General features: G+C 67.0%; 12 protein-coding genes. 10 read left to right on the top strand and 2 right to left on the bottom strand.

Features of this window, described 5'->3' with window-relative positions; all coding sequences use genetic code 11:
• Positions 1-33 precede the first annotated feature (33 nt).
• Both fabV and HV798_RS20685 read right to left on the bottom strand, forming a co-directional pair.
• Positions 34-1,230 (bottom strand): enoyl-ACP reductase FabV, encoded by a 1,197-nt coding sequence (gene fabV, locus HV798_RS20690; RefSeq protein ID WP_175193752.1) that lies wholly within the window; start codon positions 1,228-1,230, stop codon positions 34-36.
• An 83-nt stretch (positions 1,231-1,313) separates the two neighbouring features.
• Entirely contained in the window at positions 1,314-2,273 is a 960-nt protein-coding gene (locus tag HV798_RS20685) for a DMT family transporter (protein ID WP_175193751.1), read from the bottom strand.
• Positions 2,274-2,360: 87 nt separating this feature from the next.
• Here HV798_RS20685 and HV798_RS20680 point away from each other — a divergent pair, with 87 nt between their 5' ends.
• The 10 genes from HV798_RS20680 (at position 2,361) to HV798_RS20635 (ending at position 13,216) form a co-directional block, all read left to right on the top strand.
• Complete coding sequence (locus HV798_RS20680) at positions 2,361-3,266, top strand: LysR family transcriptional regulator (RefSeq protein WP_175193750.1); 906 nt, start codon at positions 2,361-2,363, stop codon at positions 3,264-3,266.
• A 345-nt stretch (positions 3,267-3,611) separates the two neighbouring features.
• A complete protein-coding gene (locus tag HV798_RS20675; RefSeq protein ID WP_175193749.1) occupies positions 3,612-4,658 on the top strand; it encodes a TRAP transporter substrate-binding protein in 1,047 nt (348 codons plus the stop codon).
• 77 nt (positions 4,659-4,735) lie between these two features.
• Positions 4,736-5,356, top strand: coding sequence for a TRAP transporter small permease subunit (locus tag HV798_RS20670; protein WP_175193748.1), 621 nt, complete (start codon positions 4,736-4,738; stop codon positions 5,354-5,356).
• Positions 5,353-6,636 carry a TRAP transporter large permease gene (locus HV798_RS20665; protein ID WP_175193747.1) on the top strand — a complete coding sequence of 428 codons (1,284 nt, stop codon included), beginning with the start codon at positions 5,353-5,355 and terminating at the stop codon, positions 6,634-6,636. The genes HV798_RS20670 and HV798_RS20665 overlap by 4 nt, the downstream gene beginning before the upstream one ends.
• A 75-nt stretch (positions 6,637-6,711) precedes the next feature.
• A complete protein-coding gene (locus HV798_RS20660) occupies positions 6,712-7,395 on the top strand; it encodes a DUF2848 domain-containing protein (RefSeq protein ID WP_175193746.1) in 684 nt (227 codons plus the stop codon).
• Positions 7,396-7,496: 101 nt separating this feature from the next.
• Entirely contained in the window at positions 7,497-8,846 is a 1,350-nt protein-coding gene (locus tag HV798_RS20655; RefSeq protein WP_175193745.1) for an amidase, read from the top strand.
• Between the two features lie 70 nt (positions 8,847-8,916).
• Positions 8,917-9,828, top strand: a complete 912-nt coding sequence (locus HV798_RS20650) for a LysR family transcriptional regulator (protein WP_175193744.1) — start codon at positions 8,917-8,919, stop codon at positions 9,826-9,828.
• A gap of 101 nt (positions 9,829-9,929) precedes the next feature.
• Complete coding sequence (locus HV798_RS20645) at positions 9,930-10,736, top strand: putative hydro-lyase (RefSeq protein ID WP_175193743.1); 807 nt, start codon at positions 9,930-9,932, stop codon at positions 10,734-10,736.
• 326 nt (positions 10,737-11,062) lie between these two features.
• Positions 11,063-12,319: an ABC transporter substrate-binding protein gene (locus HV798_RS20640; protein WP_175193742.1), complete on the top strand. Its 1,257-nt coding sequence runs from the start codon at positions 11,063-11,065 to the stop codon at positions 12,317-12,319.
• A 45-nt stretch (positions 12,320-12,364) separates the two neighbouring features.
• A complete protein-coding gene (locus HV798_RS20635) occupies positions 12,365-13,216 on the top strand; it encodes a branched-chain amino acid ABC transporter permease (RefSeq protein ID WP_025136466.1) in 852 nt (283 codons plus the stop codon).
• Position 13,217: the final 1 nt, after the last annotated feature.

Genomic DNA, 13,217 nt, shown 5'->3' with positions numbered 1-13,217 from the left:
CCGCCCACGGACCGTGGGCGGGCATACGCAGGTTCAGGCCGGGATCAAGCCCGGAATCTTCACGTCCGGGTTGACGTCGGCCTGGTAGTCCACGCCCTCGATCTCGAAGCCGAACAGGCGCAGGAATTCCTGCTTGTAGCCGGCGAAATCGGTCAGTTCGTACAGATTGCCATCGGTGACCTGGTGCCACAGGGCCTGCACCTGGGCCTGTACGGCCGGGTCCAGTTCCTTGTAGTCGGCGCGCAGGCGGCCTTCGGCATCCAGGATGGGCGCATCGCCGCACAGGCTGTCGCGATACAGGCCGTAGACCTGCTCGATGCAGCCTTCATGGGTGCCTTGCTGCTTCATCACCTTGAACAGCAGCGACAGGTACAGCGGCATCATCGGGATTGCCGAGCTGGCCTGGGTCACCACGGCCTTCAGCACCGATACGCGGGCGTCGCCGCCACGCGCGGCCAGCTTGGCGCGGATGTCCAGCACCTTCTGGTCCAGGTCTTTCTTGGCTGCGCCGATCGAGCCGTTCCAGTAGATGTCGTGGGTGATCTTTTCACCCAGATAGGTGAAGGCGGTGGTGGTGGCGCCTTCGGCCAGCACGCCGGCCTCGAGCAGCGCGTCGATCCACAGCTGCCAGTCGTCGCCGCCCATCACGGCCACGGTGCCGTCGATCTCGGCCTGGGTGGCCGGTTCCAGCACCGATTCCTTGATGACTTCCTTGTCGGTATCCAACCCGCGCAGGTTTACGGCGTGGCCGATCGGCTTGAGGGTCGAGCTGAAGACTTCGCCGGTCTTGGGATGCGTGCGGCGCGGCGCGGCCAGGCTGTAGATCACCTGGTCGACCTGGCCCAGGTCGGCCTTGATGGCCGCAATGGTCTGGGCCTTGATGGCGTCGGAAAACGCGTCGCCGTTGATGCTCTTGGCGTACAGCCCTTCGGCGCTGGCGAACTTGTCGAAAGCGGCGCTGTTGTACCAGCCCGGCGTGCCGGCCTTGGCCGCGTCGCCCGGCCGCTCGAAGAACACCCCCAGGGTCTGGGCGCCGCACCCGAAGGCCGCGCTGATGCGGGCGGCCAGGCCGTAGCCGGTGGACGCGCCGATCACCAGCACGCGCTTGGGGCCCCCGGCGATCGGACCCTGGGCACGGACGTAGTCGATCTGGTTCTTGACGTTGGCTTCGCAGCCGACAGGATGGGTCGTGACGCAGATGAAGCCGCGCACGCGGGGTTTGATGATCATGAAGACCTCGTTCTGGGAATGCCGGGAAGGCGTGCCGCCCTGCAGGCGGCAAGCGCCGAGCATTGTACGGGAGTGCGCCGGCCCTAGCGGGCGTCGGCGCTGGCAGCCGCCGCGGCCAGCGCCCGGCCGCGCCGCCATTCGACCAGGCCGATGCCGATGCCGCTGGCGCAGATGATGGCAATGCCCAGCCAGGTCAGCGGATCGGGAAAGTGGTCCCAGACCAGCCAGCCGACCGTGGTGGCGCTGATGATCTGCAGGTAGATGAAGGGCGCCAGCGTGGACGCCGGGGCGCGGCGGTAGGCGGCGATCTGGAACAGGTGGCCCAGGCCGCCGGTGATGCCGGTGGAAATCAGCAGGGTCCAGTCCAGCGGCGTCAGCGCCTGCAGCACGGGCAGGGCGGGCGGCAGGATGAAGGGCAGGGCCAGGGTCAGGCAGCCCGTACCCACGGCGCCGCTCCAGATCAGCGAGGTGAAGGGGTCATCGCCCGCCACGCGCCGGGTGGCGATGAACTGGGCGGCAAAGCAACAGGCCGTGATCAGGCCGAAGATCGTGCCTACCGGGTGCAGCCCGCCGCCCGGGCGGATCACGATGACCACGCCGATGAAGGCGATGCCGGCCGCGACGAAGCGCGACAGGCGGGCGGGTTCTTTCAGTATCCAGGGGGCCAGCGACAGCACCAGCAGCGGCGCCAGGAAATTGATGGCGGTGGCTTCGGCCTGGGGAATGTAGCTAAGCGTGGTGAAGAACATCAGCGTGGCCAGGAACATCGAGCCGCCGCGCAGGATCTGTTCGCGCGGCTTCTTGCTGCGCAGGATGCCCGGCCCGCGGGTGGGCAGCACCAGCGCCAGCACCAGCACCAGGTGCACCGCATAGCGGAACCACGACAGCACCAGCAGCGGCACCCCGGCATTCATGACCCATTTGCCGCTGGCATCCAGGCACGACAGCGTCCACATCGACGCCACCAGCAGCAGGATGCCGACGAGCGGACCGCTGGCGGCAGGGGCGCCGCGACGCGGGCGACCGGTATCGGCCGGGGACATGGACAGACTCCTTGTGCGCGAGGGAGCCGCGGGCGGGGTCCCGGGGCGGCTGACATGATACGCTCATCGCGCCAGGGGAAAAGGCTCATGATCGAACTACGCAACATAGAAACATTTTTTTGGGTGGCCACGCTGGGCAGTTTCCGCGCGGCCTCGGACAAGCTCAACACCACGCAGCCGGCGGTGTCGCAACGCATCGCCTCGCTCGAGGCCGACCTGGGCGTGCGGCTGTTCGAACGCGACGCCCGCGGCGTCAAGCTGACGGGCAAGGGCCACGAACTGCTGTCGCACGCCGAGCGCATGCTGCAGGTGCGGCGCGACATGTTCGAGGCGGCCCGCGCGCAGAACGTCATGACCGGCACCGTGCGCATCGGCGTGGCCGAGACCATCGTGCAGACCTGGCTGCCCACGCTGATCGAGCTGGTGCACACCACGTACCCCGCGCTGGTGCTGGAAATCGAGGTCGACACGACCCACGTGCTGCGCTCGCACCTGATGGCGCGGCAGATCGACCTGGCCTTCCTGATGGGGCCGGTGCTCGAGGCGCGGGTCGAAAACCTGCCGCTGTGCACGTATCCGCTGGCCTGGGTCGCCAGCCCGTTGCTCGAACTGGGGCCCGAGCCGCTGACGCTGGAACGCATCGGCCGGCTGCCCGTCATCACCTATCCGTCCAACAGCGCGCCTTACCGCGTGGTGCGCGACATGCTCACCCGCGCAGGCGTCACATCACCGCGCATGTATGGCAGCGCATCGATGTCGATGGTGGTGCGCATGACGCAGGACGGCATCGGCACCAGCGTCATCGCGCCCGTGTTCCTGGGCAAGGAACTGGCGCGTGGCGAATTGCGCATCCTGCAGGTGGATGCCGATCCGCTTCCCGAACTGAGCTTCACCGCGACCTGGGTGCAAGGCCCGGACAGCCACGCGGTCAGGCTCATCGCGCAGATGGCGCAGAAGGTCGCGGCGCAGGCCGGCGACAGCATTCCCGTCTAGGTGTTTTCCCCGAAAGGTACCGCGCGGCCGCCCTGAAAGGCGGCTGCGGCGGGGGTACGCCTGGCGCCTGCCATTTGCCGCAAAGCCGCATGGTTGCTGGCTTTGCGCGTAGCGGCCAAGGCGGCTCTGGTGAGACCCAAGAAATATTTATACCCCCACATCGCAACATACGATTGGACGCTGTACGCCCCTGACGCTGCAATGGCGGCAGATCAGAAAAAGCCTGGATACACAGTGCGGGGGAAAGCCAACACTCCTCTGACGTTTCGATTTCTACCCGCGCGCGATCAGGGTAACGGGGACCTGCGCGCGGCAGACCATCCCGCCAGCTAGGAGTTTCAGTCCATGAAGAAGTCACTTGTTTTAGCCGCCATCGCCGCCAGCCTGCTCGCGGGCGCTGCCCAGGCGCAAGACCTGCCCAAGACCCACCTGAAGGTCGTGGGCGGCCTGTCCAACCTGACCGCCTATAACGACTACGAAAAGCCGTTCTGGACCAAGACCGTGCCGGAACAGTCCAAAGGCCAGGTGACGGCGGACATCAAGGGCTTCAACGAAATGGGCCTGAAGGGCCCGGAACTGCTGCGCCTGATGTCGACGGGCGTGGTCGAATTCGGCACCGCCACGCTGTCGTACTTCGCTAGCGACAACCCCATCAACGAGGCTATCGACCTGGCCGGCCTGGCGCCCGACGTGCAGACCGCGCGCGCCGTGACCAACGCGTTCGAGCCGGTGTATGCCCGCCTGTACGGCGAAGGCAACAACGTCAAGCTGCTGGGCATTTCCACCTATCCGGCCCAGGTGCTGTTCTGCAACGCCGAGATCAAGGGCCTGGCCGACATCAAGGGCAAGAAGGTGCGCACCAGCAGCCGCACCACGGCCGAGTTCGTCGAGGCGCTGGGCGGCTCCAGCGTCACGATGGCCTTCGGCGAAGTGGTGCCGGCGTTGCAGAACAAGGTGGTCGATTGCGCCATCACCGGTTCGCTGTCGGGCTATTCGGCCAAGTGGTACGAAGTGTCGACCCACCTGGTGGCGCTGCCGATCAACTGGAACCAGCAGATCCACGCCGTCAACCAGAAGGCCTGGGACAAGCTCGATCCCAACGTGCGCGCGTTCCTGCAGGCCAACGTGAAGACGCTGGTCGACAACATCTGGGACGCCGCGGCGCGCCAGACCCAGGAAGGCTATGACTGCAACACGGGGGCTGCGGCATGCCCGTTCCCGGTCAAGGGCAAGATGGTGCTGGTGCAGCCGTCCGATGCCGACCGCGCGCTGCTCAAGAAGGTCACGCAGGAAGCCGTGCTGCCCAAGTGGGCCGCCCGCTGCTCGGCGCAATGCGTCAAGGACTTCAACGCCACCGTCGGCAAGACGCTGGGCGTGACGGCGAGCAAGTAAGCGCCGGGGCGCGCCGCCGTGGCGGCGCGCCCGTCAATCTTCATCCAGGCCGAATCCGGCCGCAACAGGTTCTTCCCATGACCCGATCCGAACACCTCCGCCTGCTGGGCGGGCTGCTGCGGCGCGCCGAGACCTTCTCGCGCGCGGCGGTATGGGCGGGCGGCGCGCTGACCGTCGCCAGCGTCCTGCTCATTTCCTTTGATGTCCTGGCCCGCAAATTCCTGGGCTTCAACACAGGCGGCGCGGACGAATTGTCCAGCTACGCCTTCGCCATCAGCACCTCGTGGGCGCTGGCTTTCGCCACGCTGCAGCGCGCCAACGTGCGCGTGGACGTGCTCTACCAGATGCTGCCGGTGCGCGTGTCGGCGCTGCTGGACTGGCTTTCCATGGTGGCCCTGGCGGTCTTCATGGTGTTCCTGACGTATTACGCGTTCGAAGTGGTGCAGACCTCCTGGGCGCAGAAGTCCGCGGCCAACACGCCGCTGGCCACGCCGCTGTGGATTCCGCAAGGGCTGTGGCTGCTGGGGCTGGCCTGGATGTGCGTGACCGTGGCCTTGATGCTGGCGCGTGCGTCGGCGGCTTTGGTGACGGGCGACCTGGCGCTGGTCAAGGAGATCTGCGGCGTGCGTTCGGCGCAGGAAGAGGCCGACGAGGAAGCCGCCGCCGGTGAACGCATGGTCAAGGGAGCCGCAGCATGATCGCCACCGCCCTGACGCTGCTGCTGGTGCTGATCGGCCTGTCCATTCCCGTGGGCGCCGCCCTGGGCGTGCTGGGCCTGATCCTGGACCCGCTGTTTTCCATGCTGCCGCTGTCGCGTGCGATCGGCGAAATCTCGTGGAGCACGAACAACGAATTCCTGCTGGTGGCCATTCCGCTGTTCATCATGCTGGGCGAGGTGCTGCTGCGCGCCGGGTTCGCCGAACGCATGTACGGCGCGATGAGCCTGTGGCTGTCGTGGCTGCCGGGCGGCCTGATGCACGCCAACATCGGCGCGTCCACGCTGTTCTCGGCCACGTCGGGCTCCAGCGTGGCCACGGCGGCCACCGTCGGCACCGTGGCCATTCCGCAGATCCGCAAGTACGGCTACAACGAGCCGCTGTTCCTGGGCAGCCTGGCGGCCGGGGGCACGCTGGGGATCCTGATCCCGCCGTCCATCAACCTGGTGATCTACGGGGTGCTGACCAATTCGTCGGTGCCCAAGCTCTACCTGGCCGGCATCATCCCCGGTTTTGCCATGGCGGCGCTGTTCATGCTGACGGTGGCGATCGCCTGCCTGGCCAAGCCGTCCTGGGGCGGCAAGAAGATCCAGGCCACCTGGGGCGAACGCTTTGCCAGCCTGGTGCACCTGGCCCCGCCCATGGGCATCTTCCTGCTGGTGGTGGGATCGATCTACGCGGGCCTGGCCACGCCCACCGAAGCCGCCGCGCTGGGCGTGCTGGGCGCGCTGATCCTGGCCGCCTGGTTCCGCCGGCTGACCTGGACGATGCTGCGCGAGGCGATGGAAGGCACCATGCGTTCCACCGCGATGATCATGCTGATCGTCGTGGCGGCCAGCTTCCTGAACTTCGTCATGTCCGCCACCGGCCTGACCGACGCGCTGACGCAGTCGATCACCGGCCTGGGCCTGTCGCCGGGCTGGATGCTGCTGATCGTGATCGTGTTCTACCTGGTGCTGGGCTGCTTCATGGAGACGCTGTCCATGATGATCACGACCATCCCCATCGTGGCGCCCATCATGATCGCGCTGGGCTACGACCCCATCTGGCTGGGCATCATCATCATCATCCTCGTCGAGGCCGCGTTGATCACGCCGCCGGTAGGCCTGAACCTGTTCGTGGTGCAAAGCCTGCGCAAGAGCGGGTCGATGGGCGCGGTGATCGTCGGCAGCCTGCCGTTCGTGGCGGCGATGTTCGTGATGCTGGCGCTGCTGTCGTGGTGGCCGGACCTGGCCTTGTGGCTGCCGCGGGTGTTCGGCTAGCGCCGGCCCCGCATTGCCTGGGGCGCGGCAACGCGCCGCGCCCGATTCCCTTCCTTTTCCATTCGCAGGATAGTCATGAAAGCCGTATTCCAGATCGAAGCCGACACCCCCCGCCAGGTCGAGGTGGATTTCAACACCCTGATCGTCGCGGGCTGGGCCGGACGCGACATGGCCGCGATCGAGCACCATATCGAAGAACTGGCCGCCATCGGCGTGCCGCGCCCCAGCAGCGTGCCGCTGTATTACCGCATCGCAGAAAACCAGCTGACCCAGGGCGAGCGCGTGCAGGCGCTGGGCGGCGACTCGTCGGGCGAAGTCGAGACCTTCGTCTTTGCCGCGGGCGGCGAGATGTACGTCAGCATCGCGTCCGACCACACCGACCGCAAGCTGGAGACGGTCAGCGTGGCCATGTCCAAGCAGGTCTGCGTCAAGCCGGTGGCGGACAAGGCCTGGCGCCTGGCCGACGTGGCCGGCTACTGGGACGAACTGATCATCCGGTCCTGGATCGTCGAGAACGGCGAACAGGTGCTGTACCAGGAAGGCCCGCTGGCGTCGTTGCGCACCCCGCAGGAGCTGATCGCCGGCTATACGGGCGGGGCCGCCATGCTGCCCGAAGGCGCCGGCATGACCTGCGGCACGGTGGGCGCGATCGGCGGCATCCGCGCCGCGACCGAGTTCACCATGGAACTGCATGATCCGCGTCGCCAACGCAGCCTGCGCCACCGTTATCATGTCGAAAGCTTGCCCGTGGTGGCCTGACCTGAGGCCATCCTTTTGACAGGTACGGCGCGCCCCGGCGGGGCGCGCCAGCGCTATTTCCGTCCGTATTCTTCACGCCGCCCGGCGGCACCTGGAACCTTATGCTTGCGACCCTGAACGACTTGACGGCAGCCCTGAACGACGGCCGCACCACCTCCGTGCAACTGACCGAGGCCGCGCTGGCCCGCGCCGCCGATCCGGCGGGCGAGGGCGCGCGCGCCTTTACCCGCCTGTACGCCGAATCGGCCCTGGCCCAGGCTCGCGCCTCCGACACGCTGCGCGCCGCCGGCATCGTCCGCTCGGCCGTGGAAGGCTTGCCGATCAGCATCAAGGACCTGTTCGACATCGAAGGGGAAACCACGATGGCCGGGTCCGTGGCACGCGAAGGCGAGCCGGCCGCCGACGCCAACGCCGAAGTGGTGCAACGCCTGATCGCCGCGGGCGCGGTCATCATCGGCCGCACCAACATGACCGAATTCGCCTATTCCGGCCTGGGCATCAACCCGCATTACGGCACCCCGCTGAACCCGTGGGACCGCGCCACCGGCCGCATTCCCGGCGGTTCGTCGTCGGGCGCGGCCGTGTCGGTGGCCGATGGCATGGCCGTGGCCGCCATCGGTTCGGATACCGGCGGCTCGGTGCGCATTCCAGCCGCGCTGTGCGGCCTGACCGGTTTCAAGCCCAGCGCCTGGCGCGTGTCGATGCAAGGCGTGCTGCCGCTGTCGGCCAACCTGGACTCGATCGGCCCCATCGCCGCCAGTGTGCGCTGCTGCGCCGAGCTGGACGCCATCCTGTCGGGCGAGGGCGGCCCGGTGCCCGACCCGCTGCCGCTGCGCGGCCTGCGCCTGGCGGTGCCCAAGACGCTGGCGCTGGACGCCATGGACAAGCACGTGTCCGACACCTTCGCCCGTACCGTGGCCCGCCTGGTCGAGGCCGGCGCGCTGGTCGACGAGATCGCCATCCCTGAATTCGCCGAACTGGCCAACATCAACGCCAAGGGCGGCTTCACGGCCGCCGAGGCCTGGGCCTGGCATCGCGGCCTGATCGAACGCGCCGGCAAGCGCTACGACCCCCGCGTGGTCTCGCGCATCATGCGCGGCAAGGACATGAGCGCGGCCGACTACCTGGACCTGCTCGATGCGCGCGAAGCCTGGGTGGCCGCAGTGGACCGCCGCATCGCCGGCTACGACGCCCTGATCATGCCGACCACGCCCATCGTGGCCCCGCCCGTGGCCGACCTGGCCGCCTCGGACGAAGCCTATTACGCCGCCAACGGCCTGATCCTGCGCAATCCCACCCTGATCAATTTCCTGGATGGCTGCGCGCTGTCGCTGCCGTGCCACGCCGACGGCACGGCGCCGGTGGGCCTGATGCTCGCCGGCAGCAACGGCGCCGACCGCCGCATCCTGGCCATCGGCCAGGCGGTCGAAGACCTGCTGGCCGGACGTTGAGGCCGCGGCGGGGCCCGGGCGGCCCCGCCCACGGCTGGACACGCGCTGGGATACGCGGCAAGCTGGCTGCATGATCGACCTGCGCAATATCGAGACGTTTTTCTGGGTGGCCACGCTGGGCGGTTTCCGCGCGGCTGCCGAAAAGCTCAATGCCACCCAGCCGGCCATTTCCCAGCGCATTGCGTCGCTGGAATCCGACCTGGGCATCCGCCTGTTCGACCGTGACGTGCGCGGCATCAAGCTCACCGGCAAGGGGCGCGAACTGCTGTCCCACGCCGAACGCATGCTGCAACTGCGGCGCGACATGCAGGAAGCCGCCCGCGCCAAGAGCATCATGAGCGGCACGCTGCGCCTGGGCGTGTCCGAGACCATCGTGCACACCTGGCTGCCCACCCTGATGGAGTACCTGCACGACGCCTATCCGGCGCTGATGGTCGAGATCCAGGTGGACACCACCACCATGCTCAAGACCCAGCTGGCGTCGCGCCAGATCGACCTGGCGTTCCTGCTGGGCCCCATGGAAGAGCCGCGGGTCGAGAACCTGTACCTGTGCAATTACCCGCTCAGCTGGGTCGCCAGTCCCAAGCTCAAGGTCGGGCGCCTGCCCATCAGCCTGAAGCGGCTGGCGCAATGGCCGGTCATCACGTATTCATCCACCACCGACCCGCACCGCGCGGTGCGCCAGCTGATGCTTCAGGCCGGGGTGGAATCGCCCCGCATGTACGGCAGTTCGGCCCTGAGCGTGATCGTGCGGATGGCGCTGGACGGCATCGGCACGGCCGTCATCGCGCCCGTGATCCTGCACAAAGAGCTGGTGCAAGGCGAATTGCGGCTGCTGGACGTCAAGGCGCCGGCCTTGCCGCCGCTGCACTACACGGCCTGCTGGATGCAGGGGCCGGACAGCCAGGTGCCGCGTGCGGTCGCCGAAGCCGCACAGCAGATTGCGCGCGAAGAGGCGCTGCGCCATCCGGCAAAACCCTGATAAGGAATTTTGATCGGGGTCTATCGCAACATGTGATTAGACGCTGGCGCCGAGTTCCTGTGCAATGTCCCCATACCAATACTGGCGCAAGGGGAATAGACATGGCATTAGATCTGGCAGCCCGCAACAGCATCGAACTGGCGCGCCGCGCCCGGCTCGACGCCCGCAGCGGCAAACTGACCGGACCCACGGCGAATCTTGCGCCGGGGCACGTGCAGGCCAACCTGGCGATCCTGCCGCGCGCGCTGGCGGCCGATTTCCTGCATTTCTGCCAGCGCAATCCCAAGCCTTGCCCCTTGCTGGCGATGTCCGAACCGGGCGATCCCGCCTTGCCCGAACTGGGCCACGACATCGACATCCGCACCGACATCCCGCGCTACCGCGTCTGGCAGAACGGCGAACTGGTGGCCGAGCCCACCGATGTGCGCGACATCTGGCGTGACGACCTGGTGTCGTTCCTGATCGGCTGCTCATTCTCGTTCGAAGAGGCGATGCTGGATAACGGCCTGCCCGTGCGCCACATCGAACAGGGTTGCAACGTGCCGATGTACCGCACCAATATCCCGACCCACGCGGCCGGGGCCTTCGGCGGCCCGCTGGTGGTGTCGATGCGTCCGCTCAAGGCCGCCGACGCCATCCGCGCGATCCAGGTGACCTCGCGTTTTCCCTCGGTACACGGCGCGCCGGTGCACATCGGCGACCCCGCGTTGATCGGGATTGCCGACATCAACCGGCCGGATTATGGTGACGCGGTAGAAGTGCGGCCGGGCGAACTGCCCGTGTTCTGGGCTTGCGGCGTGACGCCGCAGTCGGTCGTGGCAGCCGTGCGCCCCGAATTCTGCATCACCCACGCGCCGGGCCACATGCTGGTCACCGACCTGATCAACAGCCGCATGGCCATCCTGTAGGCGCAGGCCGGCCAGGCATTTCTCAGTATTCCGTCAGCGCAAACGCGCTAGAAACAGGGTCACCGACAGGAATCTTCACCTTCACGCACGAATCAGCAGTCCGCACCACCGACGCCCGCTAGCCGGGCGCGCCAAGCAGCTTTGGTTTTGCCTCCAGAACGATCCATGAAAGGACAAGGGGAAAAGGCGACAAAAGTTCAGGGCCTACCGCCTTCCGGCATGCCGGAGGGTGGCGGGTTGCCGCAAGCCCGGAACCTCCGGGCCCGGGGCCGTGCGCCCCGCATATTGCATTGCTTTCACAGTGGGATTTTTCCAGGAGTCTAGTAATGAAGATGAAGCTCATTGCGGGTGTCGCCGCGAGTCTGGCGATGTTGGCTGCCGTGCCGCTTGCGGCCCAGGCGCAGGTCAAGACCGTCAAGATCGGCGCGATCTATCCCTTGTCCGGCGCGCTGGCGTCCACCGGCGCCGAGATCAAGGCCGCCGTGGAATTGGCCGTGGACATCATCAACAACCCGCATCCCGAGCTCGAGGGCATTCCCCTGGCCGCGGGCGCCGGGCTGCCGGCGCTGGGCGGGGCCAAGATCGAAGTGGTGTTCGGCGATTCTCAGGGCAAGCCCGAAGTGGGCCTGGCGGATGCGCAGCGCCTGATCGACCAGGAAAAAGTGGTGGCCCTGACCGGCGCCTACCAATCCGCCGTGACCAAGACCGCCAGCCGCATCGCCGAGCAGCGCGGCATTCCGTACCTGAACGGTGAATCCAGCAGCCCGGACCTGACCGAACGCGGCTACAAGTGGTTCTTCCGCACCTCGCCCAACGACGATACGTTCGTCGAAAACATGATGCAGTTCCTGGACACCATCAAGGGCACGCCGACGGCCAAGATCGCTGTGGTGTACGAGAACACCGACTTCGGCGTCAACACTTACAAGGCCGTTGAAAAGTTCGCCAAGCAGTACAAGCGCGAAGTGGTGGCCAACATTGCCTACAGCGCCGGTTCGGCCTCGGTGACCGCCGAAGTGCAGAAGCTGGCTGCCGCCAAGGCCGACGTGGCGATCTTCGCCAGCTACACCTCGGATGCCATGCTGTTCGTGCGCACCATGCGTGAAAGCAAGTACGCGCCGCCCGTGCTGCTGGCCAACGACGCCGGCTTCATCGATTCGCGCTTCGTGCAGGAAGTGGGCCCGCAGGTGCAGGGTGTGCTGACGCGCGACGTGTGGGGCAACGACGTCGCCGCCGCCAAGGCCGGGCTGAAGAAGATCAACGACATGTACAAGGCCAAGACCGGCAAGGACCTGAACGGCAACAACGCCCGTTCGATGCAGGGCGTGCTGGTGCTGGCCGACGCCATCAACCGCGCCGGCTCCACCGATCCGGAAGCGATCCGCAAGGCGCTGGCCGCCACCGACCTGGGCGAGTCGCAAGTGGCCATGCCCTGGGCCGGCGTGAAGTTCGACGACAAGGGCCAGAACACCAAGGGCTCGGGCCTGATCCTGGAACTGAAGGGCGCGTCATACCAGACGGTATGGCCGGAAAAGTACCGCACCGACAAGACGCTGCCCACGCTGCCGTTCTCCTGGAAGTAATCATCAGCCGTGGCGGGCCGCGGGGGCCCGCCACAGGAGCACTCCATGTTTGAAGCTCTCTCGGCAGGCCTGTTCAACGGCCTGATCTATGCCGCGGTGGCGGTGGGGCTGGCGCTGATCTGGGGCATCACCGACGTCATCAACTTCGCCCACGGCGAATTCCTGATGCTCGGCATGTATGCCGCCTATTGGCTCTATACCCTGGGGCATATCGACCCCACGCTGTCCGCGCCGCTGGTGGCCATCATCCTGGCCTTCGTCGGATTCCTGACCTATGCGTTGATCATCAAGCGCCTGCAGAAAGGCCCGGCCATGGCGGTCATCCTGGCCACCTTCGGGCTGGGCCTGGTGCTGCGCCAGCTGGCCTTCATCGCCTTCAGCCCCGACTACCGCAGCCTGCCTGACACGATGGTGTCCGGCAGCGTGACGCTGGCGGGCATCTCGCTGGGCCGTCCGCAGGTGGTGACCGGCCTGATCGCGCTGGTGGTCATCGTGGCGCTGTTCATCCTGGTGTACCGCACCCGCTGGGGCCATGCCCTGCAGGCGGTCGCCGAAGACCGCCAGGTGGCGGCGCTGGTGGGCATTTCGCCGGACCGGGTCAACGCCCAGGTCTGGATGCTGGGCAGCGCCGCGGTGGGTCTTGCCGGCGCGCTGCTGACCACCTTCTTCTACGTGTTTCCGTCGGTGGGCACGGTGTTCGGCCTGCTGGCCTTCGTGGCGGTGTGCATGGGCGGCTTCGGTTCGCTGCCGGGCGCGTTCATCGCGGGCATCCTGATTGGCATCATCGAGGCGATGACGGGCTACTTCGTGGCGCCCGCCTTGAAGACGGTCAGCGTGTTCATCCTGTTCATTCTGGTTCTCTGGTACCGGCCGCGCGGCCTGTTCGGGCGGTGGTGAC

Origin of the sequence: Achromobacter deleyi (assembly GCF_902859705.1) — a bacterium.
Classification (GTDB): Bacteria; Pseudomonadota; Gammaproteobacteria; order Burkholderiales; family Burkholderiaceae_B; genus Achromobacter; species Achromobacter deleyi.
Note: the sequence above shows the minus strand (reverse complement) of the source record. Positions and strands in the feature narration are given on the sequence as shown.

Coding starts and splice junctions, on each gene's coding strand:
- HV798_RS20675 (WP_175193749.1), top strand. CDS start 3,612: ATGAAGAAGTCACTTGTTTTAGCCGCCATCGCCGCCAGCCTGCTCGCG.
- HV798_RS20655 (WP_175193745.1), top strand. CDS start 7,497: ATGCTTGCGACCCTGAACGACTTGACGGCAGCCCTGAACGACGGCCGC.
- HV798_RS20635 (WP_025136466.1), top strand. CDS start 12,365: ATGTTTGAAGCTCTCTCGGCAGGCCTGTTCAACGGCCTGATCTATGCC.
- HV798_RS20650 (WP_175193744.1), top strand. CDS start 8,917: ATGATCGACCTGCGCAATATCGAGACGTTTTTCTGGGTGGCCACGCTG.
- HV798_RS20685 (WP_175193751.1), bottom strand. CDS start 2,273: ATGTCCCCGGCCGATACCGGTCGCCCGCGTCGCGGCGCCCCTGCCGCC.
- HV798_RS20680 (WP_175193750.1), top strand. CDS start 2,361: ATGATCGAACTACGCAACATAGAAACATTTTTTTGGGTGGCCACGCTG.
- fabV (WP_175193752.1), bottom strand. CDS start 1,230: ATGATCATCAAACCCCGCGTGCGCGGCTTCATCTGCGTCACGACCCAT.
- HV798_RS20645 (WP_175193743.1), top strand. CDS start 9,930: ATGGCATTAGATCTGGCAGCCCGCAACAGCATCGAACTGGCGCGCCGC.
- HV798_RS20660 (WP_175193746.1), top strand. CDS start 6,712: ATGAAAGCCGTATTCCAGATCGAAGCCGACACCCCCCGCCAGGTCGAG.
- HV798_RS20670 (WP_175193748.1), top strand. CDS start 4,736: ATGACCCGATCCGAACACCTCCGCCTGCTGGGCGGGCTGCTGCGGCGC.
- HV798_RS20640 (WP_175193742.1), top strand. CDS start 11,063: ATGAAGATGAAGCTCATTGCGGGTGTCGCCGCGAGTCTGGCGATGTTG.
- HV798_RS20665 (WP_175193747.1), top strand. CDS start 5,353: ATGATCGCCACCGCCCTGACGCTGCTGCTGGTGCTGATCGGCCTGTCC.